This is a genomic window from Actinoplanes sp. GCM10030250, from assembly GCF_042666575.1.
Taxonomy (GTDB): Bacteria; Actinomycetota; Actinomycetes; order Mycobacteriales; family Micromonosporaceae; genus Actinoplanes.
In genome coordinates, this window is record NZ_JBHTDO010000003.1 from 213,504 (window position 1) to 238,459 (window position 24,956).

A 24,956-nucleotide genomic window follows, 5' to 3' on the forward strand; every position below is an offset into this window, starting at 1 on the left:
CAGTGCCGGCCTGAACAGTGCCGGCCTGAACAGTGCCGGCCTGAACAGTGCCGGCCTGAACAGTGCCGGCCTGAACAGTGCCGGCCTGAACAGAACCGGCCTGCACGTCGGCCAGGGTCGCGACCAGCTCCTCCTGCGCGAAGGCGTACGCGTAGGTCGTCGCCAGCGCCGGCAGCAGTTTGCGCTGGTGGGCGAGGTAGTCGTTGAGCACGACCTCCCGCTCGGCGCCGGGGCTGGTGAACTGGCGGCGCGTGTCGCCGTAGCGGACGGCGATGGTCAGGGCGCTGCGGGTCGCCGCGGAGGCCGCCCCGCCGACGGTGACCCGGCCGCGGACCAGGGTGCCGAGCATGGTGAAGAAGCGGCGAGTGTCGTTCTCGATCGGGCTGGAGTAGGCGCCGTCCGGCGCCACCTGGCCGTACCGGTCGAGCAGCATCTCGCGGGGAACCGTCACGTGGTCGAAGGAGATCCGTCCGTTGTCGACACCGAGCAGGCCGGCCTTCGCACCGGCGTCACCGAGGGTCACGCCGGGCATCGGATCGCCGTTCTCGTCGCGGATCGGAACGAGCCAGGCGTGCACCCCGTAACCGCGCCCGCCGGTGATGAGCTGAGCGAACACGACCGCCATCCGGCCATCCTTCGCCGCGTTGCCGATGTAGTCCTTGCGGGCCGCCTGATGCGGCGTGTGCAGGTCGAACGTCTGCGCCTCCGGGTCGTAGACGCAGGTCGTCCGCAGCTGCTGCACGTCCGAGCCGTGACCGGTCTCGGTCATCGCGAAGCAGCCCATCAGGTCGGCCGAGATGATGTCGCGAAGGTAGGCGTCGTGGTGCTTCTCCGTACCGAGGGCGACCACCGCACCGCCGAACAGGCCCCACTGCACGCCGGCCTTCACCATCAGCGACAGGTCCACCTGCGCCAGCATCTCGGCGGCCACCGTGGAGCCGCCCGGGTCGCCGGAGCCGCCGTACTCGGCCGGGAAGGCCGACGCGACCCCGACGTCGGTGGGTAGCGCCCGGATCAGCCTGCTGATCCGGTCCCGCGCCTCGGGCCCGCTCTCGCCGGGCACGGTCACGAACTCCGAGCCCAGCCCGTCGCGCACCGCCTGGCGGATGTGCGCCCACCGACCGTCGAGAACCTGCTGGATCTGCTGGCTGATCATGCCCCAATATTACCCGCCAGTAACCTGAGCCGAACTCGCCTGTGCGAATGTCACATCCCGGTGATTGCCAACAAGCGAGAGCGATCCGCGCCACTACACCGTCCTCGAGACCCTCCTCGCGGCCCCGGTGAGTGGCGCGCACCGCGGGCCGAGCTGACAGACTGATCGTCATGGGGTTGTTCACGGTGCCCGAGGCACGGGCCGAGCTGGCCCGGCTGCTACCGATCCTCGACGAGATCGTCACCGTCCGGGCCGACATGGTCGAGGTGTCCGCCGCGCTCGTCCCCGGCGGTACGCCGACCGACCTGGGCGGGCTGCCGGAGCGCAAGGCCGCCGAGGCGCGGCTCAACGAGTTGATGACCGAGGTGCAGGAGACCGGAGCCGAGCTCAAGGGCGTCGCGCCGCTGCTCGTCGACTTCCCCGCCGAGCTGGACGGTGTGCCGGTGCTGCTCTGCTGGCTGGAGGGCGACACCGAGCTGATCTGGTACCACCGCGCCGACCTGGGCTTCGCCGGCCGCCGCCGACTCCCTTGAGAGGGCCGATCCCCTGAGATGACTGATCCTCTGAGATGACTGATCCTCTGAAATGACTGCCGCCGCGGGAGGCCTGACGCTGCGCCAGCTCGGGCCGGGTGTCTATCTGCCGTCGGCGGTGTACTCGACCGGCTTCGGCGCCGTGATACCGGTGATCGTGCCCTCCGCGACCGGGCTGGGTGCCTCGCTGGCCACGGCGGCGGTGGTGGCCGGGATGATCGGGATCGGGCAGATCGCCGGGTCCCTGCCGGCCGGCGTGCTGATCTCCCGGATCGGGGAGCGGCGGACCATGCTGGCGGCGACCGGGCTCGCCGTACCCATGCTGGCGGCCTGTCTCCTGGCTCGCACCGTGGTGCAGCTCGGTGCGGCCGTGATGCTGCTCGGGATCGCCGGAGCCGCGTGGGGTGTGGCGCGGCACGCGTACCTGACCGAGGCGGTTCGCCCGGATCTGCGCGCCCGCGCCATGTCGACGCTCGGCGGGGTGGGCCGGATCGGCACGTTCGCCGGCCCGTTCCTCGGTGCGGGTGCCATGCACTTCGCCGGCCTGCCGGGCGCCTACCTGGTAGCGATCGCCGGGGTCGGAGCAGGCGCCGCGCTGCTTACCTTCCTGCCGCCGATGCCGCACGACACGGCGGGGCGCGAGAGGGCAGGGCACGACACGACGGAGCGCGAGAGTTCAGGGCACAGGGCAGGGCACGACACGGCGGGACACAGCAGGGCAGGGCACGTAACCAGCTCGCAGCCGCGGCTGTGGTCGGTGATCCGCGACAACGCCCGCACGCTGCGCACTCTCGGCATCGGGATCCTGCTGGTCGGCGCGTTGCGGGCCTCCCGGCAGACGATCCTGCCACTGTGGGGTACGGCTCTCGGGCTGGAGCCGGCGACCATCGGCCTGATCTACGGGCTGTCCGGCGCCGTGGACATGCTGCTCTTCTATCCGGCCGGCCGCCTGATGGACCGCCACGGCCGGCGGTCGGCAGCGGTGCCCGCGATGACCCTGCTCGGCGTCGCGCACGCCCTGCTCCCGCTGGTCAGCGGTGCGACCGGGCTGACCGTCGTCGCGATGCTGATGGGCCTCGGCAACGGTCTCAGCGCCGGCCTGGTGCTGACCATCGGCGCCGACGTCTCCCCCGCCACGGGCCGGGCCCAGTTTCTCGGCGCCTGGCGGCTCTGCGCCGACGTGGGCAACGGTGGCGGACCTCTGCTGATCGGCGCCGTGACAGCCGCCGCCACACTGAGCGCCGCGGCCCTCACCGTCGCCGGCGCCGGCCTGCTCGCCGCAGCACTGCTCTACCGCTGGGTGACGCCACAAAGCACCGACCCAGGGATTCAGTCCTCGTAGCCCGGCACCACGAGCGGATGCCGCTCCTCGTCGCGGGCCGCGATCCCGGCCATCGACCGCAGATACTGACGACGGGTGATCTCGCCGTCCATCAGTTGTACGCAGAGCACACCCTCGAGGCTCTCCGGACCGAAGATCGCCTCAGGGACGTTCAGCGACTCGGCTTCGGCCCGCGCGTCCGCCCGCACCCCGCGTACCGCGAGCACGCAGGCGGCAGCCAGGACCAGGATGAGCAGGGACAGGATCAGCATCGCCACCGCCTTGTCGGTCTCCACGGGGCTCAGTGCCCCGCTTACCTGAACAACGGATCACAGCGCGTATCAGTTCGACGCTCTGCGTCACTGTCCGCTACGAAAATGGCCGCGCCGCCACGCCCCCCTGTGTGGCACCGGTCACAGATGCATGAACCTCGATGGCAGGCCCGAGCATCCCGAGGTCAGACACGATCGGGTGCGAGGTATGTCCTTAGTTTACCTAATTTGGATATTGTTCCACTGTGACCGGTAAACATGCTAAATACCCTCCGCCGCATTTGGTGCGTTATTCCCGAGGCATCTGAACTTGGAGAGCCACGCCTTTTGAAGCAACGCACTTTGAAAGCATCGCGATGCAGGGAGCCCGATGACAAGCCAGCACCTCGTGGAGCCCGCCGGACCGGCCGCGAGATACGACTACCAGGGCTTCAGCCTCCTGGCCGGGGAACCCGAGCCCGTACCGCAGGACGACACCTACCGGGTGCAGCTCAAACCCCTGTCCCGCCGCCGGCCGGTGCGAACCCTGCTGATCGCCGCGTTCGCGTTCTGCTTCGAGGCGACGTTCTTCGGCTGGCTTGTCGCCTCGGTCGCCCTGCCGGACCGCCGGATCAACACCTGGCTCTTCGGGACCACCGTTTTCATGATCGCCGCGACCGCCCTGATCGAACTGTTCCGCCTGGTCAACGTCGTGACGCTGTGCCTCGCCACGCTGCGGGCCCGTGATCCGGTGCCGGTGCCGCCGCAGCCGGGCCTGCGGGTCGCCTTCCTGACCACGATCGTCCCCGGCAAGGAGCCGATCGAGATGGTCGAGCGCACCCTGGAGGCCGCCTGCCGGATCCGCCACCCCGGCCTCTACGACGTCTGGCTGCTCGACGAGGGCGACGACCCCGAGGTGAAGCGGATGTGCGCCCGGGTCGGCGTGCACCACTTCAGCCGTAAGGGTGTCATCGACTGGAACACCCCGGCCGGCGCCTTCAAGGCGAAGACCAAGCACGGCAACTACAACTCGTGGGTGGACCGGCACGGCGACACCTACGACGCGTTCGTCTCGGTCGACCCGGATCACGTCCCGCTGCCGAACTTCTGCGAGCGCCTGCTCGGCTACTTCCGCGACCCGGACGTGGCGTTCGTCATCGGGCCGCAGATCTACGGCAACTACGACAACGTGATCACCCGCTGGGCCGAGTCGCAGCAGTACCTGTTCCACTCGCTGCTCCAGCGGGCCGGCAACAAGCTGGGCATCCCGATGCTGGTCGGCACCAACAACGCGGTACGCATCGCCGCCCTCAAGGAGATCGGCGGGCTCCAGGACTCGATCACCGAGGACATGGCGACGAGCCTGAAGCTGCACGCCACCCGCAACCCGGTGACCGGCGAGCGGTGGCGCTCCGTCTACACCCCGGACGTGCTGGCGGTCGGTGAGGGCCCGTCGTCGTGGACCGACTACTTCAGCCAGCAGCATCGCTGGTCACGGGGCACCGACGAGGTCTGCGTCGCCGGTTTCGCCCGGATGGCCGGGCGGCTCGGCATCCGGCGGGCGCTGCACTACGCGCTGCTGATGGCGTACTACCCGCTGACCGCGGTCGCCTGGCTGCTCGGCGCGGCGACGGCGGCCTGCCACATCGTGCTCGGCGTCCAGGGCGTACAGGTGCCGCAGGAGGTGTGGCTGATGCTCTATGTGGACGCCGCGCTCTTCCAGGTCGGGCTCTACGTCTGGAACCGGCGGCACAACGTGTCCCCGCACGAGGAGGCCGGCTCCTCCGGGCTCGTCGGCATGCTGCTCTCCACGCTCTGCGCGCCGATCTACGTCACGTCGTTCCTGCAGGCGGTGCTGCGGCGCCGGGCCGGTTTCGTGGTGACCCCGAAGGGCGACTCGGCCAGTCCGGACCGGTTGCTCACCTTTCGTACCCATCTGCGCTGGGCCGGCTTCTTCGCCGCGCTGCTGCTGATCGCCACGGTGACCGGGCACGCGCACGGCTTCATGTGGCTCTGGCCCACGCTGAATCTGGGGCTCTGCCTGACCCCACCGGCCATCTGGGCGGCGCAGGCCGCCGCCCGGCGAGAAAAGCATCTGAACTGAACCGAACTGAACCGAACTGAACCGGAGAGCCGCGCATGACCCCCCGATCCCGACCCACCACCGCGCGGAGGCTGCTCAGCCTTCTCGCCCTGATACCGACCCTGGCCACCCTGGCCGTGGTCAACCGCCCGATCGTGGTCTTCGCCCAGGAGCGTTACCACCACTTCAGCATCAACCGGCAGTCCTACAAGGAGCAGTACGGCCACTGGTCGACGCTGCCCGTCCCGGCCGGCTTCCGGGTGAACGCGATCCACGCCGCGCTGCTGCGCACCGGCAAGGTGCTGATCGTCGCGGGCTCCGGCAACAACCGCGAGAGCTTCGAGGCGGGCACCTTCCGGACCGTCCTCTGGGACCCCGCCACCGACAGGTTCTCGCAGGTGCCGACGCCGACCGACCTGTTCTGCGCCGGGCACACGTTCCTGCCCAGCGGCCGGCTGCTGGTGGCCGGCGGCACCAAGTCGTACGAGGTGCTCGAGGCGAACATCAAGAACGCCGCCGGGGTAATGAAGATCAAGAACGAGTCACCGGACTTCGGGCCGCGCCGGTTCACGAAGGGCACCCGGTTCCGCTCGGAGGCCGGGCGGGTCTATCAGAGCCGGGCCGACGTGACGGTGCCCGCCGCCACGAAGATGTGGCACGGCACGCACACCATGGTGCACGCCGGCGAGGCGGAGGTCTGGGTCGACGCCGTGCAGGCGGGCGACGGCCCGACCGTCACCAAGCCCGCCCAGTACTCGATCGAGGGCCTGACCGGCGCCGACACCCGCAACCTCTACGGGATCGCCGAGAAGATCACGAGAGAGAAGCAGGAGTACGGCGGAGACAAGACGTCGTACGAGTTCGACCCCGTCACCGAGCAGTACGTGCGGACCGGCGACCTGGTGAAGCACCGCTGGTACCCGACGCTGGCGCCGCTGCCCAACGGTGACGTGCTGGCCGTCTCCGGGCTCGACGAGTTCGGCCGGATGCTGCCCGGCATCAACGAGCGCTACCAGGTCACCAAGCGCCGCTGGGTGCCGGCGCCCGGTTTGCGCCGGGTCTTCCCCACCTATCCGGCGCTCTTCCTCGCCAAGGACGAGCGGCTGTTCTTCTCCGGCTCGAACGCCGGGTACGGCTCGGACACCGAGGGCCGTACGCCCGGGCTGTGGGACATGCGCACGAACCGGTTCCAGCCGGTGCCCGGCCTGCTCGACCCGAAGATGACCGAGACCAGCGCGTCGGTGCTGCTGCCACCGGCACAGGACCAGAAGGTGATGATCCTCGGCGGCGGGGCGGTCGGCGACTCACCGAACTCCACCGCGCGCACCTCGATCGTGGACCTCGACGAGCCGCGCCCGGCCTGGACCCGGGGGCCGGACCTGCCGCATCCGACGCGGTACCTGAGCACCGTCGTGCTGCCCGACGACACCGTCTTCACCAGCGGCGGCAGTTCCGGCTATCGCGGCGGGCCGTACCGGGGGAAGACTCGCAGTGATCTTCTCACCGCGCAGATCTACCACCCGGACGAGCAGGAGTTCCGCACCGCCGCGGCACCGACGGTGGGCCGCAACTACCACTCCGAGGCGCTGCTGCTGCCGGACGGGCGGGTGGTGACGATGGGCAGCGACCCGATCTACGACCGCTCCGGGCGCAACCCTGGCACCTTCGAGCAGCGGGTGGAGATCTACAGCCCGCCGTACCTGTTCCGCGGCGACCGCCCGGGGATCGTCAACGGGTTCACCTCGCTCCAGCGGGGTGGCCGGGCGCCGTTCGCGACCCGCGACGCCGGCCGGATCCGGTCGGCCCGGCTGGTCCGGCCCAGCGCGGTCACCCACGGCACCGACGTGGATCAGCGGTCGGTGGCGCTGGGTGTGCAGCGGATCCCCGGCGGGGTGAGCGTGTCCGTCCCGAGGGAACGCGGTGTGGTGCCACCGGGCTGGTACATGCTGTTCCTGATCGACGGCGGCGGCGTGCCCTCACCGGCGCACTGGGTGAAGGTCTACTGACTGGGCTTTATTGGCTGGGCTTTATTGATTGGGCTTTATTGATTGGGCTTTATTGATTCGGCGCGCTGGTAGCGAGTCCGAGGGCGTATTCCGGCCACCACTGGCCGGCCGGCGGGGCACCGGCCCCGCACGCGCCGTCGGACTCGCCCGGCCGTTTCACCCACAGGTACGCGTCGACGAGCGGATGACCGGTCTCGGTCGTCGGCGCCGGGCCGAGCGCCCGCCCGGACGGATTGCACCAGTGCCCCTCGGCGTCTCGGGCGTCCACCTCGGCCGGCCCGTTGCCGTTGCGGCTGGTGTCGACGACGAAGTGCGCTCCGCCGAGCCGCCGGGAGATCTGCTCGCCGTACGAGATGTTCGCCTCGACGGTCTCGAAGTTGGCCACGTTGAGGCTGAAACCGTCGGCGCGCTCCACCCCGGCACGGCGCAGCGACGAGGCGACCCGGTCGACGTCCTTCACCCAGCCCGGGTTGCCGCCGTCCAGGTAGACGCGGATCCCCGGCTCCTGCTTGAGCGCCCGGATCGCCCCGTCGAGCAGCGCGAACCGCTCCTCGGCGACCGCACCGCTCACGCAACCCTGCAGCACGTGGGTGACCGCGTCCGGTTCCAGCACGACGACCGCGGGCGTGCCGCGGATCGCACCCGCCAGCCCGGCGATCCAGGCTCGGTACGCCTCCCCGTCCGCCGCTCCCCCACCGGAGTGCCCGCCGCAGTCCCGCTGCGGCACGTGGTACGCCACCAGCACCGGGGTGCGCCCGGCCCCGGCCGCCGCGGTGACCAGCGCGTGAGCCCGCTCGGCGTAACCCGGCGCCCCGTCGGCGAACCACACCGCGGTCGGCGCCTGAGCGATCCGCCGCAGGGCCGCGGCGTCGGCGGCCCGCCCCGCCGCCTCCCACTGCGCGACCTGCGCGACAGCCGGCGCGTCGGGCTCGACATAGAACGGGCCGGCGCCGGCAGGCACATAGGGATCAGGGACAGAGGACGGCACGGATGGGGACGGCACGGATGGGGACGGCACGGCTGTGGCCTCCGGCTCCGGTTCAGCGGAGCAGCCGCCGAGGGCAACAACCGCCGCAACGAGCACAGCGCTGCCGCAGAGAGCAGGACGTTTAATCATCCGGACAAACTGTACTTTCAGCGCACCGAGCGGGCCACCTCCGTCGCCTCTTCGAGTGTCGCGATTCCCTCCAACCGGTAGGTGACCGAGTCCGCCGACGCCCAGATCAGCGTCGGCCCGGCCAGGCGCGCGGTCTCGGTGCGCGTCACACCGTCGCGCCCGACATAGGTCACCGGATGCGGACCGGGCAGCCAGACGGCACCGCTCCACACACCACTACCGGGATCAGCACCACTTCCCAGCTCAACCCACGCGGCATTCGGCGCGGTCTTGAAGAACGCCGGCTCGAGCGAACCGTCGAACTGCTCGAACCGCCCGGTCCCGCCACGGAAGATCATGGTCACCACACGCGGCGCCCCGCTCTGATCCGGATCGGACAGCTGCACCTCCTCCGGCTCACCGAGCGACTCCGGCATCCGCACCGGGAAAGCCGCGCGCCGATCGGCCTCGGCGAGCGCGACGGACCGCGACGACGGCAGCGGGCTCGGGCTGGGCGGCAGTGGATCAGCACTGTGCTCACGCCGTACCTCAACACCCGCCACACGCAGAAGGCCACCGATCACCTCGCCCACCGCGGCCCGAGCCGGCGCGATCAGCGTGACCGACGCGATCAGCGCCGCCACCGCGGCGGCCAGGAGGAGACGCACGCGAGGCCGTCGCCGCGCAGGCCGGGCGAGGCGCGCACGCACCGCGTCTCTTTGATCAGAAGCCGGGGGTACGCACAGAGCGCGCCCGAGGTCCCGAAGGTCCCTCGCCAGATCATCATTTTCGGACAGCTGATTCTCCGGCGCATCCTTTTCAAGCACGGCGCACCTCCCCCACCGGCAAGCGGTTCCTGAGTTTGGTCAGCGCCCGCGCGGTCCGTGACTTCACCGTCCCCTTCGCCACACCGAGCGTCACCGCGGTCTCCGCCTCCGACAGATCGAGCAGATAGCGGCAGACCAGGACCTCCCGGTCACGAGCATCCAGCGCCCGCAGTTGCTCGACCAGGAACCGGCGCCGCTCGGTCGCCTCCGCCGTGTCAGCCGGATCGGGCTCCAGCGGCAGCGGGTCCTCACGCACCGCCGCCCGCATCAGCAGCCCGGTCCGGCGGGTACGCGACCTGATCAGGTTGCGCGTCTCGTTCGCCACGATCGCCAGCAGCCACGCCTTGAACCCGGAGTCGCCCCGGTACCGCCCCAGCCCGCGGTACGCCTTCACGAACGCCTCCTGCACCACGTCGTCGGCGTCGGCACCCGCGCCGAGCAGCACCGCGGCCCGGTGCGCGGGCGCCGTGAAGCGCACGACCAGGTCCTCGTACGCGTCCAGGTCGCCACCGCGGGCCCTCGCGACCGCGGTCGCCTCATCGGTCTCGATCGCTGTCCCCCTTCAGCACACCCCTCATGACACACCCTCATGCCGCACCCTTGATGACACCGCGGGATGGGAACCGGTTCCCGCCGGGTGGTGTCACCAGAGCATGACGACCCGGCGCACCTTCCTCCTCCTAGCGGGATCCGGCCTCGCCGCGACAGCCTCCGGTTGCCGCGAACCCGCCGATCCGACTGCCGCCGCGCCACCCTCTGCCGCGCCACCCTCTGCCGCGACCTCGCCCTCCGCCGACCCGCCCGACGTGCTGATCGCCGAGACCGAGCGTGGCCTGGTCCGGCTCGCACCCACCGGCGAGCAGGCACTCGGCCCGGCGGCGGCGGCCTTCGACGGTGCGCACCTCTACACCGCCGGCGCCGGTGACCTGGTGCAGATCGACCCGGCCACCGGGGCGGCCGTCCGGAAGACCACGGTCGGGGGCGGATGGCTGCCCCGGGCGATCTCCACCGACGGCCGGGCGTGCGCACTGGGCCGAACGCCGGCCACCGTACAGCCGGCGGCGCGCGCCCGGTCCACCCTCCTGATCGCCGGACCGGCCGGCAACCGCGAGTACGACCTGCCCGGCGTCGTCGAACCGGACGCCTTCACCTCGGACGGCCAGGGCCTGTTCGTCCTGGAGTGGTTCCCCGCCGCCGCGCCCGACCGCTACCGGGTCCGCAAGCTGGACCTCGGCAGCAGCCGCCTCGACCCGCTCTTCACCCGCAACAAGACCCCGGTCCCGGCGGGCGCCGAGGAGGAGATGCGCGGCGAGGGCCGGCAGGCGGTCCTCTCCGCCGACGGTCAGATGCTATTCACCCTCTACACCCACCAGCCCGGCCACGCGCACACCCGGGACCTGGTCTCCGGCCGCCCCGGCAACGCGCACGCCTTCGTGCACGTCCTGCACCTCACCGAGGGCTGGGCCTACTGCCTGGACCTGCCGCACCCGTTCGGCGAGGGGAAGGCCGCGTCCTGCGCGCTCGCCGCGAACGCGAGGCACCTCGCGGTGGTCGATCTCTCCGCGGGCAAGATGGCGTACGCCAGTCCGAGCGCTCTGACCATCGAGCGTGTGGTGGACGTGCCGCCCGCCGCGGACGGGATCGCCGCCCTGGTGCTGACGCCGGACGGCAGGACTCTGGTCGGCAGCGGCGACCTGGTAACCGTTCTGGACACCAGCGCAGTGGACACCGGCGCAGTGGACACCAGCACGGACGCGCAGGCGGCCCGGTGGAGCGTTCCCGGACCGATCCGGGGTATGGGCCTGAGCCGTGACGGCAAGCGGCTTTACGCCGGTGGTGAAGGCCGAGTGACGTGGCTCGACGCCGCCGCCGGCACTCAGCTCGGTCACGTGGCGGTGCCCGGACTCACCGCGCTGCGGCACGTGCCCTAGGCGACCCGCCGCAGAACGTCGAGGAGGAACCACTCGTCCTCGTGCCGGACGACGCGTTCCAGGCCGGCGTGTGCGGCCAGGATCTCGTGCACGTTGTGGCCGTCGTAGTTGCCGCCGTTCTCCCGGTCCCGGAAGTGCAGCGACACCAGGTCACCGCCCGGTTCGAGCCGCTCCACCAGCCCGTCCAGCAGGGCCGCCAGGTCGGCGGCGGAGAGGTAGTAGAGCAGGTCACCGATGACGACCAGGTCGAACGTGGCGTCCGGCAGGTCGGCCGGGACCATGCCCCGCTCGACTGTCACGTTCGGCAGGTCCGCGGTGTTCTCCCGGGCCTGCTGGACGGCCTCCTCGACGCTGTCGACGGCGAGGATCGCGTCGCAGCGGGGCGCCAGCATCCGGGTGAACAGGCCGATCGAGGCGCCCGGCTCGTAACAGCTGCGGTAGTGCTCGCGGGGCAGGCTGGCCAGGGTGACCGCGTACTTGCGCTGGTTGTGCCACTTGGTCGCGACGTCCCAGGGGTCGTCCTTCGCCAGGTAGAGCCCGGTGAAGTAGTCCAGGGAGACCGTGGTCTCCGGCGCTGCGGCGTCGCCCTCTGCTCGTGTCACGCCGGAATTGTGCCGAACGCGGAAGCGGCGCCGCCAGCCGGGTGGCCCGATACTCAGCCCTTTTGACCGCTCAGCCCTTTGGACCGCTCAGCGCTTTGACACGGTCAGGGTTCCGATGCCGGCCTCCGCGTTGAGTTCGATGCCGCCGGGGCCGGATCCGCTGGTCAGCTCGCTCTCCCGGCGTACGCCCCGATTGCGGTCGTCGTAGAGGGTGACGGTGCCGGCGCCCCGCTCGAACGACGCGCGCACCGGGACCCGCTCCTGCGTGGTGATGCGCCAGTTCTTGACGCCACCGGACATCAGGATCGGAATCGCGTCGTCCTGGCGGGGCAGCGCGAGGGTCAGCCGGTTGGTGCCGCCGAGCAGGTCGATCCGGCTGACGCTGCCGCGGGACAGGTCGAGGGTCGCGGTACGGAAGCCGCCGCGCATGCGTACCGCCCAGTCGACGTCCTCGCTGAGCACGACGTCGACACGGGCCGAGCCCTTCGTGCCGTCCGGGACGATCAGGACGCGCAGGGTGCCCTCGGCCACCTCGGCCCGCGGTGTCACGCCGCTGCCCTCGGGAGTGGTGACCCGGAACCAGCCGTCGCTGACCGCACCGATCGTCACGTTGACCTCGGTACTGCCGTCGGCGAGCTCGAACGTGGCAGCGCCCGGCACGGATGGAGGCGGCGCGCTGGTGGCCGGCGGCGAGGTGTTGATGGAGACCGGCGGGTTCGCCGGGTTCGCCGGGAGCGCCCCGGACGGCTCCGGCGACGCGACCCGGTCGGCGAAGGTGGGCTGCGGTGGCGGGTTCACCCCGGGTTTGACGATCACCCAGGCCGCGGCGCCGGCGACGCCCAGCAGGGCGGCCGTCATCGCGGCGGACTTCCAGCGCGGCCGGCGGGGCCGGACGCCGGCCGGGATCTCGACGGTCAGCCGGTTGGTGCCGGCACCCGCGTCCCCGGCACCCGCATCGCGGGCGCCTGCGGGTGGTTCGCCTGTCGTGGTCTGCCAGGCGGGGCCGGTCCTGGTGGCGTCGACACCCGGCAGCTCGTAGTGGTCGGCCTGAGGCCCGAGGCGCTGGGGCAGGTCGGGCCAGTAGTCGGCGATGTTCGGCAGCGGCGGAACGCCGGGCGCCGCCTCGGCGGGTGCGCTCGGCTCAACTACGGCATCCGCACTAGTTGGATCGGCGGCAGTTGGATCGGCGGCAGTTGGGGCGTCGGTCTGGGCATCGGCAGCTGCAGGACTGTCCACGGCGCGCTCTCCTCGTCGCGACCACCGCCACCGGAGGCAAGGGCGAGTGGTTCCGACACCAGATACGGACCAGGCGTCCGATCGGTTCGACTGGGATCGCTCCCAGATCAAGAGCTTCCGCGTACCCCCTTGCCCTTTGCCACTGATACCGGTAGATCATTATCGGAACATTAAGTGCAATGCACCAAGCGGCGATACACCAAGCGGCGATACACCAAGCAGCGATACACCGAGCAGCAGTGCATCAGGGGCAATACACCAAGTGGCAATGCGCCGCATCTGCAGAGAGCGATTACATGCCGGAAGACGAAACCCAGGACAGACTCCGCGTCGGTGGCTGGGTTCCGCCGTATTCACGAGACGGTTCCGGCTACGGACCACCACTGCGACCCGGTTCCCGGCCCGCCCTTCCGCGTGGTGTCCAGCGCCGTGCGCTCGGGCCAGGCCCCGGGACGTCGTCATCACTGCGCCCCCGGCTGGTGCTGGCGGCCGCACTGGCGCTGGCCTGCGCCACCACCGCGGTCGTCGCCGGGATCGTCAACGGCAACCAGGAGCCCGCACCGGTCGCCGCGCAGACCGAGGAATACCCCCGGCCCGGCGAGCCTTTCGAACCGCTTCGACCGACCGGGACGATCTCCCTGCTGCCACCGCCGAGTGCCACCACCACCTCGGCGTACACCCTGCCCACGTCCCGTGCCGCCGCCACCGTGCCACCCACTCACACGCGGTGGCCGTCCAAGGCGACGCCGGCGCCGGGCCGGACGGCGAGGCCCGCACCACCGGCCCTGGTCACTGGCGCCACGGTCGGGCTGGAGTCGGCCGACCGGCCCGGCAACCGGGTCCGGCACCGCGACTTCCGCGGCCGGCTCGACCCGGTCGGCGCCGGCAGCAGCGACCTGGACCGGGCCGACGCGCGGTTCACCGTCCGGCGTGGACGGGCGAATGCGAACTGCTTCTCACTCGAATCAGTAAACTTTCCCGGATATTATCTTCGCCACCGGAACTTCGAAATCCGGCTGGATCGTTCCGACCGCACAGAATTGTTCGATCAGGACGCCACCTTTTGTACGGTGACGATTCGCCAGGGCGCCGCACTAGCGTTGCGGTCCCTCAATTATCCGGTGCGCTATGTGGTGGCCGACCGCACCCGTCTCGTCCTGCGCGAGACCACGGCTGAAGGGGCAACCGCGCTCCTGCCGCGATCGCCCCTGTGACGTGGTGCCCGGCCGGGGCCCCTCCGGCCGGGCACCACCCCTGCTTTCAGACCCGGTGCAGCACGATCACTGCCCGCGGCTCCAGAACGTCCGGCGCGCCGGGCAGGCCGGCGAGGTCGACCCGGGAGTCGGTCCGGTTGATCAAGAACCAGTGGTCACCACGGATCGCCAGCTCCACCTGTCCCCGCAGTCCGGGCGGCAGCTCGCTGACCACCCCGGACGGCCCGAGCAGAGCGGGAAGCAGCTCGGTGAGGCCGTCCGGGCCGAGGCGGGTCGAGACGTACGACGCCGAGCCCTCCCCCACCGGACGCCGGGTGATCGCCGCCCGGTCCGCCTGCTCACCGGTCTTGTACCGCGCGACAACCTCCACCTCGCCGGCGGTCACGTCGATCCGGTCGGTCCAGAGCGTGCCGGTGGTGCCGTTGTCGAGCTCGACGCTCTCGGCGTCCAGCAGCGGCGCGAACTCCTCGATCCGGATGCCGAGCAGGTCCCGCAGCGCACCCGGGTACCCGCCGAGCCACACGTGGTCGTTCTCGTCCACGATCCCGGAGAAGTACGTGGTGATCAGGTGCCCGCCACCCGCCACGAAGGCGCGCAGCCGCTCCGCCAGCGCGGCGGGCACGACGTGCAGGATCGGCGCGATCAGCACACGATGACGCTCCAGCGGTCCGCCGGTCGGCACCACGTCGGCGCGTACGCCGTTGTTGAGCAGAGCGGTGTACCAGTCCAGCGCCTCCCGGTGGTACCGCAGCCGGTCGGTGGGGTGCGAGTCGTGCTCGGACACCCACCAGGACTCCCAGTCGAAGACGATGCCCACCTCGGCCGGGCGGCGCTCGGCACCGGCGACCGGGGCGAGGTCACGCAGCCGCTGCCCCAGGCCGGCGACCGCCCGGAAGAGCGCGCTGTCCGTACCCGAGTGCGGCAGCATCGCCGAGTGGTACTTCTCGGCGCCCGCCCGGGACTGCCGCCACTGGAAGAAACAGACCGCGTCGGCACCGTGCGCCACGTGGGTCAGCGAGTCCCGGGCCAGCTCACCGGGCTTCTTCGCCAGGTTGATCGGCTGCCAGTTGACCGCGCTCGTCGAGTGCTCCATCAGGAACCACGGCCGGCCGCCGGCGAGGTTGCCGGTCAGGTTGGCCGCGAAGGAGAGCTCGTCACGGGCCTGCGGGCCGGGGATCACGTAGTGGTCGTTGGAGACGAAGTCGACCTCGGCCGCCCAGTCGGCGTAGTTCATCGGGTTCATGCCGCCCATCACCATGAAGTTGGTGGTGACCGGCACGTCCGGGGTCAGCTCGCGCAGCACGGCCCGCTCGGCGCGCAGGTGCTCCTTGAGCGCGTCGGAGGAGAACCGCTTGAAGTCGAGCTGCTGGGTGGGGTTCGGGTGCGAGGCGGCGAGCCGCGGCGGCAGGATCTCGGACCAGTCGTCGTAGCGCTGCGACCAGAACGCGGTGCCCCAGGCGTCGTTGAGCGCCCCGATGGTGCCGTACCGCGCGCGCAGCCACTCCCGGAACGCGGCCGCGGCGTCGTCGGAGAAGTCGTAGACGTTGTGGCAGCCCAGCTCATTGTTGACGTGCCAGGCGACCAGGGCCGGGTGCCCGGCGTACCGGGTGGCGAGCGCGCGGACCAGGGCCAGGGCGTGCTCGCGGAAGACCGGTGAGGTGGGACGCCAGTGCTGCCGGGCGCCCGGCCACACCGTGGCGCCCTCGCGGTTCACCGGCAGGATCTCCGGGTGCTTCGTGGTCAGCCACGGCGGCGGTGACGCGGTCGCCGTCGCGAGGTCGACCGAGATGCCGCCGGCGTGCAGCAGGTCCATCACCTCGTCCAGCCACGCGAAGTCGTACTCACCGTCGCGGGGCTGGAGCCGGGCCCAGGAGAAGATGGCCAGGGAGACTATCGTGACGCCGGCTTCGCGCATGGCGCGTACGTCATCGTCCCAGACCTCGCGGGGCCACTGGTCGGGGTTGTAGTCGGCGCCGAACTCCAGACGCGCCGCCCCGGGCCGGCGAAGCCAGCTCCGGGGCGTCTGCTCGTTACTCAGTGTCATATACCGCTCACTGTCGTTGAACACTCACTGTCTTTGACGCTGTGTTACTTGACCGTGAAGCCCTGTTCCTGGCCGTACTTGACCGACGCCTCCTGCCACGCCTTCAGCCCGTCCTGAAGGGTTCCCTGCCCGGTGTACGCCTTACCCACGGTGTCGCCGTAGATGCTGTTGGCGTAGACCTGGAAGGGGAGGTACGACCAGCCGGTAACGACCTGCCCGGCGGACGCGGCGAGAACCTCGTTGACCTTCTGACCGCCGAAGTACGGGAACTCCTTGCCGACGAACTCCGGCGAGCCGAGCTCCTTGGTGGTGGCCGGGAAGGCACCGTTCGCCGACCGGGACGCCGCTCCCTCGTCGACGGTCGCGTACTTCATGAAGGCGTACGCGAGGGTCTTGTTCGCGGCCTTCTCCGGGATGGCGATCGAACTGCCACCGTTCTCGGAGGTGGCCTTGCCGCCGGACTCCCACTGCGGCATCGGGGCGACCCGCCACTTGCCGTTGCCCGCCTTCACACCGGACTCCAGGTTCGCCGGCATCCAGGCGCCGATCACCAGGGAGGCGATGGTGCCGTCGGCGAGGCCCTGGTACCAGCCGTCGCTCCAGCCCGCCACCGGGCTGAGCAGCTTCTTGTCGACCAGCGGCTGCCAGAGGGAGGTCCACTTCTGGGTGCCCGGGTCGGCGAAGTTCACGCCGACGTTGGTGCCGTCCACCGTGTAGGGCTTGCCGCCCGCCTGCCAGATCATGCTGGTGGTGAAGCCGGCGTCACCGCTGTCGCTGGTGATGTACGCCTTCGGGTCGGCGGCGTGCAGCTTCTCCGCCGCCGCCGCGTACTCCTCCCAGGTGGCCGGTACGCCCAGCTTGTGCTTGTCGAAGACCTCTTTGTTGTAGAACAGCGCCATCGGCCCGGAGTCCATCGGCAGGCCGTAGACCGCCTGGCCACCGTGCACCGCGTTCCAGGTGCCCGGGGTGAACGTGCCGTCCAGCGACGCCGCCCCGTAGGTGTTCAGGTCGATCACCGACTTGGCGAGAGAGAACTGCGGCAGCGCGAAGTACTCGATCTGCGCCACGTCCGGCACACCGGTCCCGGCCGCGATCGCGTTCTGCAGCGCGGTGTACGCGTCGTTGCCGCTGCCGGAGTTGACCAGCTCGACCTTGACCTTGGGGTACTTGGTCTGGAAGTCCTTGACGACCTTCGTGAGGGTCGGTTCCCAGGCCCAGACCTTGATGTTGCCGCCGGCCTCGAGGGCGGCGGCGACATCCGCCTCGGAGACCGTGGTGGCGGCAGCGGTGCCGCCGTCGTCGGCGTCGTCGGAGCCGCCGCATCCGGCAGCCAGCAGGGTTATGGAGAGAGCGGCGCCCAAGAGCGCGCGCCGTCGATTGATCAACATGGCGCTTCCCTTCTTCGGGAGGGGGACTTCGGGAGGGAGAGGGGTGTCACTGCTTGACGCTTCCGGCCGCCAGACCCGACTGCCAGAAGCGCTGGAGCGCGAGGAACGCCGCGATGAGCGGCACGATGGTGAGCAGGGATCCGGTGATCACCAGGTTGTAGATGACGTCGCCGCCGACGGTGGTCGCCTGCTCGCTCCACGCGTACAGGCCGAGCGTGAGCGGGAACAGGTCGGGATCCTTCAGCATGATCAGCGGGAGGAAGAAGTTGTTCCAGGTCACCACGGTGTTGAACAGCAGCACGGTGACGAAGCCGGGTGCCAGCAGCGGCATGGCCAGCGAGAAGAAGATCCGGAACTCGCCGGCGCCGTCCACCCGGGCCGACTCCAGGATCTCGTCCGGCACCGCGTCGGTGGCGTACGTCCACATCAGGAAGAGGCCGAACGGGCACACCAGGGCGGGGATGAGGACCGCCCAGACGGTGTCGGTGAGGCCCATCCTGGCGAACATCAGGAACGTCGGCACGGCCAGCGCGGTGGGCGGCACCGCGACCCCGCCGAGAACGATGGCGAAGACCGCGCGGCGGCCCCGGAAGTTGAACTTCGACAGCCCGTACCCGGCCAGCGCGTTCAGCAGGGTCGCGCCACCGGCGCCGACCACCACGTAGAGCAGCGTGTTGAGCAGCCAGCGGCCGAAGATGCCGTCCTGGTAGGCGAAGGTGTCGGCGATGTTGCGGAACAGCGCGAAGTCGCCGGAGAACCAGAGCCCGAAGGAGCCGAACAGCCCCTCCTGCGTCTTCGTCGAGCTGATCAGCAGCCAGACCAGCGGGAGCAGGCTGTAGAACACGGCCAGGCCGGTGATCAGGGTCAGCAGGACGCTGCGCTTGCGCGCCGGGCGGCTCTTCGCGCCTTCGGCCCCGTGCGCACTGCGTGCAGCGGGGCGGATGGTCGGTGCGGCGGTCATTGGCCGGCTCCGCGGATGCCGCGCCGCAGGAAGCCGTACGCGATGAGCATGGTCACCACGCCCATCACCAGAGCGATGGTCGCCGAGTAGTTGACCTGCTGGCCGGCGAAGGAGAGCTGGTAGGCGTACACGTTGGGGGTGAAGTAGGTGGTGATCGAGTTCGGCGCCACGGTGTCCAGGATCTGCGGCTCGTTGAAGAGCTGGAAGCTGCCGATGATCGAGAAGATGGTGGCGACGACGAGCGGGCCGCGCAGGGCCGGCAGCTTGATCGCCCGGATGATCCGGAACTGGCCGGCGCCGTCGATGGCGGCCGCCTCGTAGAGCGCGGTGTCGACCACCCGCAGCCCGGAATACAGAATGATCATGTTGTACCCGACGAATTCCCAGGTCACGATGTTGCCGATGGCGGTGAGGATGAGGTCGGGCGAGAGCGGGTCCGGGATCGCCCAGCCGAGGGACTCGTTGAGGTTGCCGACCAGGCCGATCCGGGAGCCGTACATGAAGCCCCACATCAGCGTGGCGACGACGGCGGGCACCGCGTACGGCAGGAAGACCGAGATCCGGAAGAACGCCGCGCCGTAGAGGCGCCCACTGTCGATCGCCAGGGCGATCAGCAGGGCCAGGAAGAGCATGATCGGGACCTGTACGAGGAGGAAGACCCCGACTCTGGTCAGCGCTTCCCAGAACTGCGGGTCACCGAGCGCCTTGGTGTAGTTGTCGAGCCCGACGAACGTGGTGCCGCCGACGAGCTGGGTGCGGAAGACGCTCAGGTATGCCGAGTAGCCGATCGGCGCCAGGAACACCAGGGCGAAGATCGCCAGGAACGGGCCGGTGAACTGCCAGCCGATCCAGGAACGCCGGGTCAAAGCGCGCCCCCTCCCGATGGATGTTTACGTTAACAATTTCGGACACGTGACGAGATGTTTACGTAAACGTGTGTGCCGTATAGTGGCACGGGTCACCAGGGCGGTCAAGGTTCGCAGGAGTCCACCATCGATACCCAGCGGCTCCGCGCCGGTTCCGACGTCCCCGGCGGGCGGCGAAAGCAGCGCGTCTCCATGGCTGACGTCGCCAAACTGGCGGGCGTCTCGTCACAGACCGTCTCCCGCGTGGCCAACGGCCAGCCCGGCGTGGTCGAGGCCACGCGCGAGCAGGTCCTCGCCGCGATGCGCGAGCTCGGATACCGTCCGAACAGCGCCGCCCGCTCCCTGCGGTACGGGCGCTTCAACACCATCGGCGTGATCCTTTTCGGTCTCTCCTCGACCGGCAACAGCCGCACCGTGGAGGCCATCGCCACCCACGCCGCCGCCGAGGGCTACGCGATAACCCTCATCCCGGTCGGCATGCCCACCCAGGACAACGTGCTCGGCGCGTTCACCAGGATGGGCGAGCTCGCCGTCGACGGCGTCATCGTGATCATCGAGGTGCACCTGCTCGACGCGACAGCGGTGGCCCTGCCACCCGGCGTGCACGCCGTGGTCGTCGACTCCGACGCCGGCGATCGCTACCCGGTCGTCGACACCGACCAGGCCGACGGCGCCCGGCAGGCCGTCCGGCACCTGCTCGGCCTCGGCCACCGCACCGTGTGGCACCTGGCCGGCCCCGCCGAATCCTTCTCCGCCGAACGCCGCGCCGGAGCCTGGCGCGCCGTCCTGGAGGAGGCCGGCCGCCCGATCCCCCCGGTCGAACGCGGCGACTGGTCCGCGGACTCCGGCTACCGCGCCGGCCTCCGGCTGGCCGCCCTCCCCGAGTGCACAGCGATCTTCGCCGCCAACGATCAGATGGCCCTCGGCGTCCTGCGCGCCCTCCACGAGCGCGGCCGCCGCGTACCGGACGAGGTCAGCGTGGTCGGCTTCGACGACATAGCCGACGCCTCGTCCTATCTGCCCCCGCTCACCACGGTGCACCAGGATTTCGCCGAGGTCGGGCGGCGCTGCGTCCGCTCCCTGCTGGACCAGATCCACGACGGTCCCGCCGACCCCGGCACCGACCTGGTCGCCACCACGCTGGTCGTCCGCGGCAGCACGGCGCCCGCCCCCGCCTGACCAACCCGGCCTCGATCGACCCGGCTTGACCGGCGGGTGGATTCTGGGAGGGATAACCGCGACACGGAGGGCGAGCTCATGACCAGCAAGATCTCCAGCAGCGACATCCTCGAAAAGGCCCGCGCGGGCGCCGACAACGCCACGGCAGCCAAGGTCTTCGGCGAACCGGTGGAGCGAGACGGCGTCATAGTCATCCCGGTGGCCATGGTGAGCGGCGGCGGCGGAGGCGGTTCAGGCAGCGGCAGCGGTCCGGCCGGCAAGAAGTCCGCCCGCCGCGGCTCTTCCGCTGACAGCTCCGCCACTGACAGCTCCGCCACTGACGGCTCTTCCGCTGGCGGCTCTTCTAGTGACGGCTCGGGCAGCGAGCCGGAAGGTGAGGGCTCCGGCGGCGGGTTCGGCTTCTCCGCGCGCCCCGCCGGTGTCTACGTCCTCAAGAACGGCAAAGTGACCTGGCAGCCCGCGGTAGACGTCAACCGCATCATCCTAGGTGCCCAGTTTGTCCTGATCACCGCCCTCCTGGTGGCCCGCTCGGTGCTCCGCAACCGCCGGCAGCACCAATAGGCGCGCACGTTGGGGTTGGGTGCGCGTCTACCCACGTCATAGGCGTTGTCCGCGCGCACGCAACCCCAGCGTGTGCAGCTACCCACGCGGAACTCGGCGGAACCCGGCGCTACCGGCGGGCGAAGCATCAACATCGCGGCTCGGCGGGCGATGAGATGAGCAGCGCGGCAGCGGCAGCGGCAGCGGCAGCGGCAGCGGCAGCGGCAGCGGCAGCGGCAGCGGCAGAAAATAAATCGGAGATCGAGTGCACATCTGGGGGGTGGGCCGCATCGAAGTGGGTGTGACCTTCGAGCAATTCGCGGTGGCCCGCCTTCCTAGTCTCCTGCGGTACGCGGTCGTCCTCACCGGCGACCGGGAACTCGCGCAGGACGTCGTTCAGGAGGTGCTGGCCCGGGCCCAGGTCAAATGGCGCCGGATCAGCGACGCCGACTCACCAGAGGCTTACGTGCGCAGGATGGTGCTCAACGAGTATCTGTCCTGGCGGCGAAGTTGGGCGGCGCGCCATGTGCACTCCGCCGGTGAGCGGCTCGTGGAGATCGACGACGCCCGTGGCGGGGTCCGTGACCACGCCGACGGTGTGGTCGAGGCCGATGCGCTGTGGAACCGCCTGGCCCTGCTCGGCCGCAAGCAACGCGCCGTCCTGGTGCTGCGCTACTACGAGCAACTCGAGGACGACGCGATCGCCGACCTGCTCAACTGCAGTCCGGCGACAGTGCGCAGCCACGCATCGAGGGCACTGAAGACACTCCGGCTCAATTCCGAGCGGGAGCTGAAAGAATATGCCGAGGAGAGGCTGTGACCGAGCACCACGGAGACCGGCTGCGCGAAGCCTTCGAGTCCCACGAGAACATGGCACCGGATCCGGCACTGGTCTACGCCCGGATCGAGGAGATCGCCCGTAAGCAGAAGTGGCGCCGCCGGGGCGTCCAGGCCGCCGGTGGGGTGGCCCTGAGCGCCGGCCTCATCGCCGGTGTGACGAACCTTCCGGCGCTGCTGCCGTCCGGGCCGGCCGTCACCGTGCCCGTCGCGGTGCTCCCGGCCGCCGCCGCACCGTCGGCGGCCCCGCCGACCAAGGCGGAGCTGGAGGAGCGCTGGGCGGCCTACTTCGGCGCCGGCTACAACTACACCAGTGCCGTCGAGCTGGCGAAACTCTGGCAGATGGATGCGGACCAGATCGGTCTGGTGAAGGCCGAGGGCGGCCGGCGCCTGCTGGCCGGGGAGACCCTGCCGATCCAGCCGCTCCCCGAGGCCGAGGTCACCGACCCGACCGAGTCGCCGGAGGACAAGGAGAAGACCAAGCAGTTCGACGCCTTCTTCTACGCCGGTTACGGCTGGGACGACGCCGAGAAGCTGGCGAAGCTCTGGAAGGTCGACGACCCGTCGGACGCCAAGTGGATGGCCGGCAAGAAGATCCTCGCCGGCGAAGAGCTGCCGATCAAGCCGGACCCGAAGGCGGTCAAGGAGGCCAAGCGCGCTCAGCAGGCGTCGGCCTTCTGGGAGGCCGGGTACGACAGCGAGGACGCCGCGAAGCTGGCGAAGCTCTGGAAGCTCGACGACACGTTCGACGCGAAGGTCCTCGCCGGTAAGAAGCTGCTCGCCGGCGAAGAACTCCCGATCAAGCCGTGACCGCCCGCTTGCGCCGGCGCATCGGCTTCGAGATCGAGCTGATGGCGCCTCCGGGCGTCAACCGGCGCACGCTGGCGTTCGACCTGGCCGGGCGGTGTGGGGGCACCGTCCGGCCGGTCTGGCATCACGACAGCGAACCGTCCCTGGTTCCGGGCCTGGGACGGTTCCTTCACCTGACTCAAGCCTTTGAGGTACGCCGTCCCGACGGCGCTCTTCTCTGCACCCTCGCCGACGACGTCACGCTGCTCGCCGGCCTCGACACGGCGGCGCCCGCGGTGCCCGGCTGGTTCCGGATCCTCACCGACGACCGGCGGCTGCTCGCGCTCCTGGCGGCGCAGTGCGACCCGGGCGGCAGTCTCGCGGCCGCCCTGAACCCGGCGGCCGAGTTGTGGGGCACCACGGCGCAGCGGCACGGTCTGATCCACCGGCTGGACGCACCGGGCGGCGCGACGATCGCCCTGGCGTCGCCGCTGACCGGTGAGCGCGAACGGCCCTGTGAAGTGATCACCCCGCCGCTGGCGAACGACCACCACAAGGCCCTCGCCGAGCTGCTCGAGCCGGCCCGCGAGCTGGGCTTCACGGTGCCGGAAGAGGCCGCGGTGCACCTGCACGTGGACGGCGGCCCGTTCCGCCGTCCGGAGGCGCTGGCGAACCTGGTGCGGCTCTTCGCCTACTGGCGCGAGCCGCTGCGGGCGATGCTGGCCACGAACCCCGCGTGCCGCCGCCTGGCGCCGCTACCCGCGCCGCTCGTCGCGGCGGTGTCCGGCACTCCGAACACCCAGGAGTTGCGGCAGGCTGCCAAGGATGGTGAGTTGACAAAGTTCTTCGACGTCAACCTCACCCAGGTGCTGACCGACAACCCGCCGCTCCGGGACACCGTCGAGATCCGGATCCTCCCCGGCGGTATCGACGCCGGCGAGATCGTCGACCGGGCCGCGCTCGTCGAGCTGCTGCTGGAACGCTGCCTCGACCCGGAGCCGATCCCCTTCGCTCCCGCCGAGCCGGCCGACGCCGCCGGCGCCCTCATGGAACTGGCCGCGGAGGCCCTCGCACAGCGTTGAGAGAACCAGCGTTGAGAGAACCAAGCGTTGAGAGAACCAAGCGTTGACAGAACCCTGAAGCTGGGCCTGTCCTTCCGATTCCGCTCCCCCGGCGGTCGGCAGGACAGGCCCTACTCGTGCGGGACGAACTGAACTCCGCCGACGCGTGGACAGCGGACCGCGCTGGCTACTCGGGGGCGTTGAGGAAGGTGAGTAGTTCGGTGGTGAAGGCGGGTACCCGTACGGCGCCCAGGTGATCACCGTCGATCACGGACAGCCGTGCACCGGGAATGGCCTTGGCCAGGATCTCGGGGCGCGCCGCGAGGACGTCGTCGCGCCCGGCCAGGACCAGCGCCGGTGCCGTGATCGCGTCGAGGGGGATCGGCTCGGCGTGCATCCGGGCGGCCTGGGCGGCGAGGGCGGCCCGGTCACCGCCGACCGCGTCGATGAACGCGCGGAAGCCCGCCGCGGCCGGGTTCGTGATCGTCGCCGGGTCGTCGGCGTGCAGCGCCTCCCGTAGCGGCTCGGCACCGATCACCCGGGTGTCGACGCCGCCCAGCTCGACCACGGCGGCACCGATGCCACCGACGGCCAGCCGGCGGACCCGGCTCTCCCTGGTCGCGGTGATCAGCGCGACGATCCCGCCCATCGAATATCCGACCAGGTCGACGGCGGGCATCCCGAGCAGGTCGATCAGGGTGACGACGTCCTCGGACATCCGCGCCTCGCCGTAGAAGGCGGGGTCGTGCGGCTTGCCGGACTGCCCGTGGCCCCGGGCGTCGATGGTGGCCACCCGCCGGCCGGAGTCTCGCAGCGCGTCGACCACCCCTGGCAGAACCCAGTTGGTGATGCCGTTCGCGATGAAACCGTGGTGCAGCAGGACCAGCGGCAGATCGGGGTCACCGTCCCAGCTCTGGTAGTGGATCTCGACACCATCGGTGGCCCGGAACGTCGGCATGGATAGGTACCCCTCGATCTCGTCACTCGTGATCCGTGCGGGCGAGCGTAGCCCGGCGGCCCGGCCTGCGGATCGGT

General features: G+C 70.4%; 23 protein-coding genes. 11 read left to right on the forward strand and 12 right to left on the reverse strand.

Going from position 1 to position 24,956, the window contains the following annotated elements; translation table 11 throughout:
- Positions 1-1,156: acyl-CoA dehydrogenase family protein (locus ACFQV6_RS06630; RefSeq protein ID WP_378026442.1), on the reverse strand; the 1,156-nt coding region annotated here is incomplete at its 3' end.
- A 170-nt stretch (positions 1,157-1,326) separates the two neighbouring features.
- Between ACFQV6_RS06630 and ACFQV6_RS06635 the strand changes: the two genes are divergently transcribed.
- Together ACFQV6_RS06635 and ACFQV6_RS06640 are read left to right on the forward strand one after the other, a co-directional pair.
- Positions 1,327-1,689, forward strand: a complete 363-nt coding sequence (locus tag ACFQV6_RS06635; RefSeq protein WP_378026443.1) for a DUF2203 domain-containing protein — start codon at positions 1,327-1,329, stop codon at positions 1,687-1,689.
- A 52-nt stretch (positions 1,690-1,741) separates the two neighbouring features.
- On the forward strand, positions 1,742-3,031 hold the full coding sequence (locus ACFQV6_RS06640) for an MFS transporter (RefSeq protein ID WP_378026444.1): 1,290 nt from the start codon (positions 1,742-1,744) through the stop codon (positions 3,029-3,031).
- On the opposite strand, the gene ACFQV6_RS06645 is transcribed toward ACFQV6_RS06640, so the two are convergent.
- Positions 3,019-3,306, reverse strand: coding sequence for a hypothetical protein (locus tag ACFQV6_RS06645; protein ID WP_378026445.1), 288 nt, complete (start codon positions 3,304-3,306; stop codon positions 3,019-3,021). The two genes, ACFQV6_RS06640 and ACFQV6_RS06645, sit on opposite strands and share 13 nt — an antisense overlap.
- Positions 3,307-3,652: 346 nt before the next feature.
- Here ACFQV6_RS06645 and ACFQV6_RS06650 point away from each other — a divergent pair, with 346 nt between their 5' ends.
- A complete protein-coding gene (locus ACFQV6_RS06650) occupies positions 3,653-5,365 on the forward strand; it encodes a glycosyltransferase family 2 protein (RefSeq protein WP_378026446.1) in 1,713 nt (570 codons plus the stop codon).
- A 35-nt stretch (positions 5,366-5,400) separates the two neighbouring features.
- On the forward strand, positions 5,401-7,350 hold the full coding sequence (locus ACFQV6_RS06655; protein ID WP_378026447.1) for a galactose oxidase-like domain-containing protein: 1,950 nt from the start codon (positions 5,401-5,403) through the stop codon (positions 7,348-7,350).
- A gap of 49 nt (positions 7,351-7,399) precedes the next feature.
- On the opposite strand, the gene ACFQV6_RS06660 is transcribed toward ACFQV6_RS06655, so the two are convergent.
- From ACFQV6_RS06660 to ACFQV6_RS06670, 3 genes are all read right to left on the reverse strand, one after another.
- A complete protein-coding gene (locus tag ACFQV6_RS06660; RefSeq protein WP_378026448.1) occupies positions 7,400-8,338 on the reverse strand; it encodes a glycoside hydrolase family 6 protein in 939 nt (312 codons plus the stop codon).
- Positions 8,339-8,484: 146 nt separating this feature from the next.
- Positions 8,485-9,114, reverse strand: a complete 630-nt coding sequence (locus tag ACFQV6_RS06665; protein ID WP_378026449.1) for a hypothetical protein — start codon at positions 9,112-9,114, stop codon at positions 8,485-8,487.
- A 151-nt stretch (positions 9,115-9,265) separates the two neighbouring features.
- Positions 9,266-9,823 (reverse strand): RNA polymerase sigma factor, encoded by a 558-nt coding sequence (locus ACFQV6_RS06670; RefSeq protein WP_378026687.1) that lies wholly within the window; start codon positions 9,821-9,823, stop codon positions 9,266-9,268.
- Between the two features lie 103 nt (positions 9,824-9,926).
- Between ACFQV6_RS06670 and ACFQV6_RS06675 the strand changes: the two genes are divergently transcribed.
- Positions 9,927-11,204, forward strand: a complete 1,278-nt coding sequence (locus tag ACFQV6_RS06675) for a YncE family protein (protein ID WP_378026450.1) — start codon at positions 9,927-9,929, stop codon at positions 11,202-11,204.
- On the opposite strand, the gene ACFQV6_RS06680 is transcribed toward ACFQV6_RS06675, so the two are convergent.
- Positions 11,201-11,806, reverse strand: a complete 606-nt coding sequence (locus ACFQV6_RS06680) for an SAM-dependent methyltransferase (protein ID WP_378026451.1) — start codon at positions 11,804-11,806, stop codon at positions 11,201-11,203. The genes ACFQV6_RS06675 and ACFQV6_RS06680 overlap by 4 nt on opposite strands.
- A gap of 87 nt (positions 11,807-11,893) precedes the next feature.
- A complete protein-coding gene (locus ACFQV6_RS06685; RefSeq protein WP_378026452.1) occupies positions 11,894-13,042 on the reverse strand; it encodes a hypothetical protein in 1,149 nt (382 codons plus the stop codon).
- A gap of 296 nt (positions 13,043-13,338) precedes the next feature.
- On the opposite strand from ACFQV6_RS06685, the gene ACFQV6_RS06690 reads away from it, so the two are divergent.
- On the forward strand, positions 13,339-14,256 hold the full coding sequence (locus ACFQV6_RS06690) for an AbfB domain-containing protein (protein ID WP_378026453.1): 918 nt from the start codon (positions 13,339-13,341) through the stop codon (positions 14,254-14,256).
- A gap of 46 nt (positions 14,257-14,302) precedes the next feature.
- On the opposite strand, the gene ACFQV6_RS06695 is transcribed toward ACFQV6_RS06690, so the two are convergent.
- From ACFQV6_RS06695 to ACFQV6_RS06710, 4 genes are read right to left on the reverse strand one after another with little or no spacing between them, the layout of a single operon-like run.
- Complete coding sequence (locus ACFQV6_RS06695; RefSeq protein ID WP_378026454.1) at positions 14,303-16,300, reverse strand: beta-galactosidase; 1,998 nt, start codon at positions 16,298-16,300, stop codon at positions 14,303-14,305.
- Positions 16,301-16,344: 44 nt separating this feature from the next.
- A complete protein-coding gene (locus ACFQV6_RS06700) occupies positions 16,345-17,688 on the reverse strand; it encodes an extracellular solute-binding protein (protein ID WP_378026455.1) in 1,344 nt (447 codons plus the stop codon).
- A 46-nt stretch (positions 17,689-17,734) separates the two neighbouring features.
- Positions 17,735-18,649 carry a carbohydrate ABC transporter permease gene (locus ACFQV6_RS06705; protein WP_378026456.1) on the reverse strand — a complete coding sequence of 305 codons (915 nt, stop codon included), beginning with the start codon at positions 18,647-18,649 and terminating at the stop codon, positions 17,735-17,737.
- The gene (locus tag ACFQV6_RS06710) at positions 18,646-19,515 is read right to left on the reverse strand and encodes a carbohydrate ABC transporter permease (RefSeq protein WP_378026457.1); all 870 of its coding nucleotides are present in this window, start codon (positions 19,513-19,515) and stop codon (positions 18,646-18,648) included. The genes ACFQV6_RS06705 and ACFQV6_RS06710 overlap by 4 nt, the downstream gene beginning before the upstream one ends.
- Before the next feature lie 192 nt (positions 19,516-19,707).
- Here ACFQV6_RS06710 and ACFQV6_RS06715 point away from each other — a divergent pair, with 192 nt between their 5' ends.
- The 5 genes from ACFQV6_RS06715 to ACFQV6_RS06735 all read left to right on the forward strand — a co-directional run bounded on the left by ACFQV6_RS06715 (position 19,708) and on the right by ACFQV6_RS06735 (position 23,942).
- The gene (locus ACFQV6_RS06715; protein WP_378026458.1) at positions 19,708-20,694 is read left to right on the forward strand and encodes a LacI family DNA-binding transcriptional regulator; all 987 of its coding nucleotides are present in this window, start codon (positions 19,708-19,710) and stop codon (positions 20,692-20,694) included.
- Positions 20,695-20,772: 78 nt separating this feature from the next.
- On the forward strand, positions 20,773-21,255 hold the full coding sequence (locus ACFQV6_RS06720; protein WP_378026459.1) for a sporulation protein: 483 nt from the start codon (positions 20,773-20,775) through the stop codon (positions 21,253-21,255).
- Positions 21,256-21,535: 280 nt separating this feature from the next.
- Complete coding sequence (locus tag ACFQV6_RS06725) at positions 21,536-22,054, forward strand: SigE family RNA polymerase sigma factor (RefSeq protein WP_378026460.1); 519 nt, start codon at positions 21,536-21,538, stop codon at positions 22,052-22,054.
- Positions 22,051-22,881: a hypothetical protein gene (locus ACFQV6_RS06730; protein ID WP_378026461.1), complete on the forward strand. Its 831-nt coding sequence runs from the start codon at positions 22,051-22,053 to the stop codon at positions 22,879-22,881. Before ACFQV6_RS06725 ends, ACFQV6_RS06730 begins: the two co-directional genes overlap by 4 nt.
- Positions 22,878-23,942 (forward strand): amidoligase family protein, encoded by a 1,065-nt coding sequence (locus tag ACFQV6_RS06735; RefSeq protein WP_378026462.1) that lies wholly within the window; start codon positions 22,878-22,880, stop codon positions 23,940-23,942. The genes ACFQV6_RS06730 and ACFQV6_RS06735 overlap by 4 nt, the downstream gene beginning before the upstream one ends.
- Positions 23,943-24,108: 166 nt before the next feature.
- Here ACFQV6_RS06735 and ACFQV6_RS06740 read toward each other — a convergent pair whose 3' ends face one another.
- Positions 24,109-24,879: an alpha/beta fold hydrolase gene (locus ACFQV6_RS06740; RefSeq protein ID WP_378026463.1), complete on the reverse strand. Its 771-nt coding sequence runs from the start codon at positions 24,877-24,879 to the stop codon at positions 24,109-24,111.
- Between the last annotated feature and the right edge of the window lie 77 nt (positions 24,880-24,956).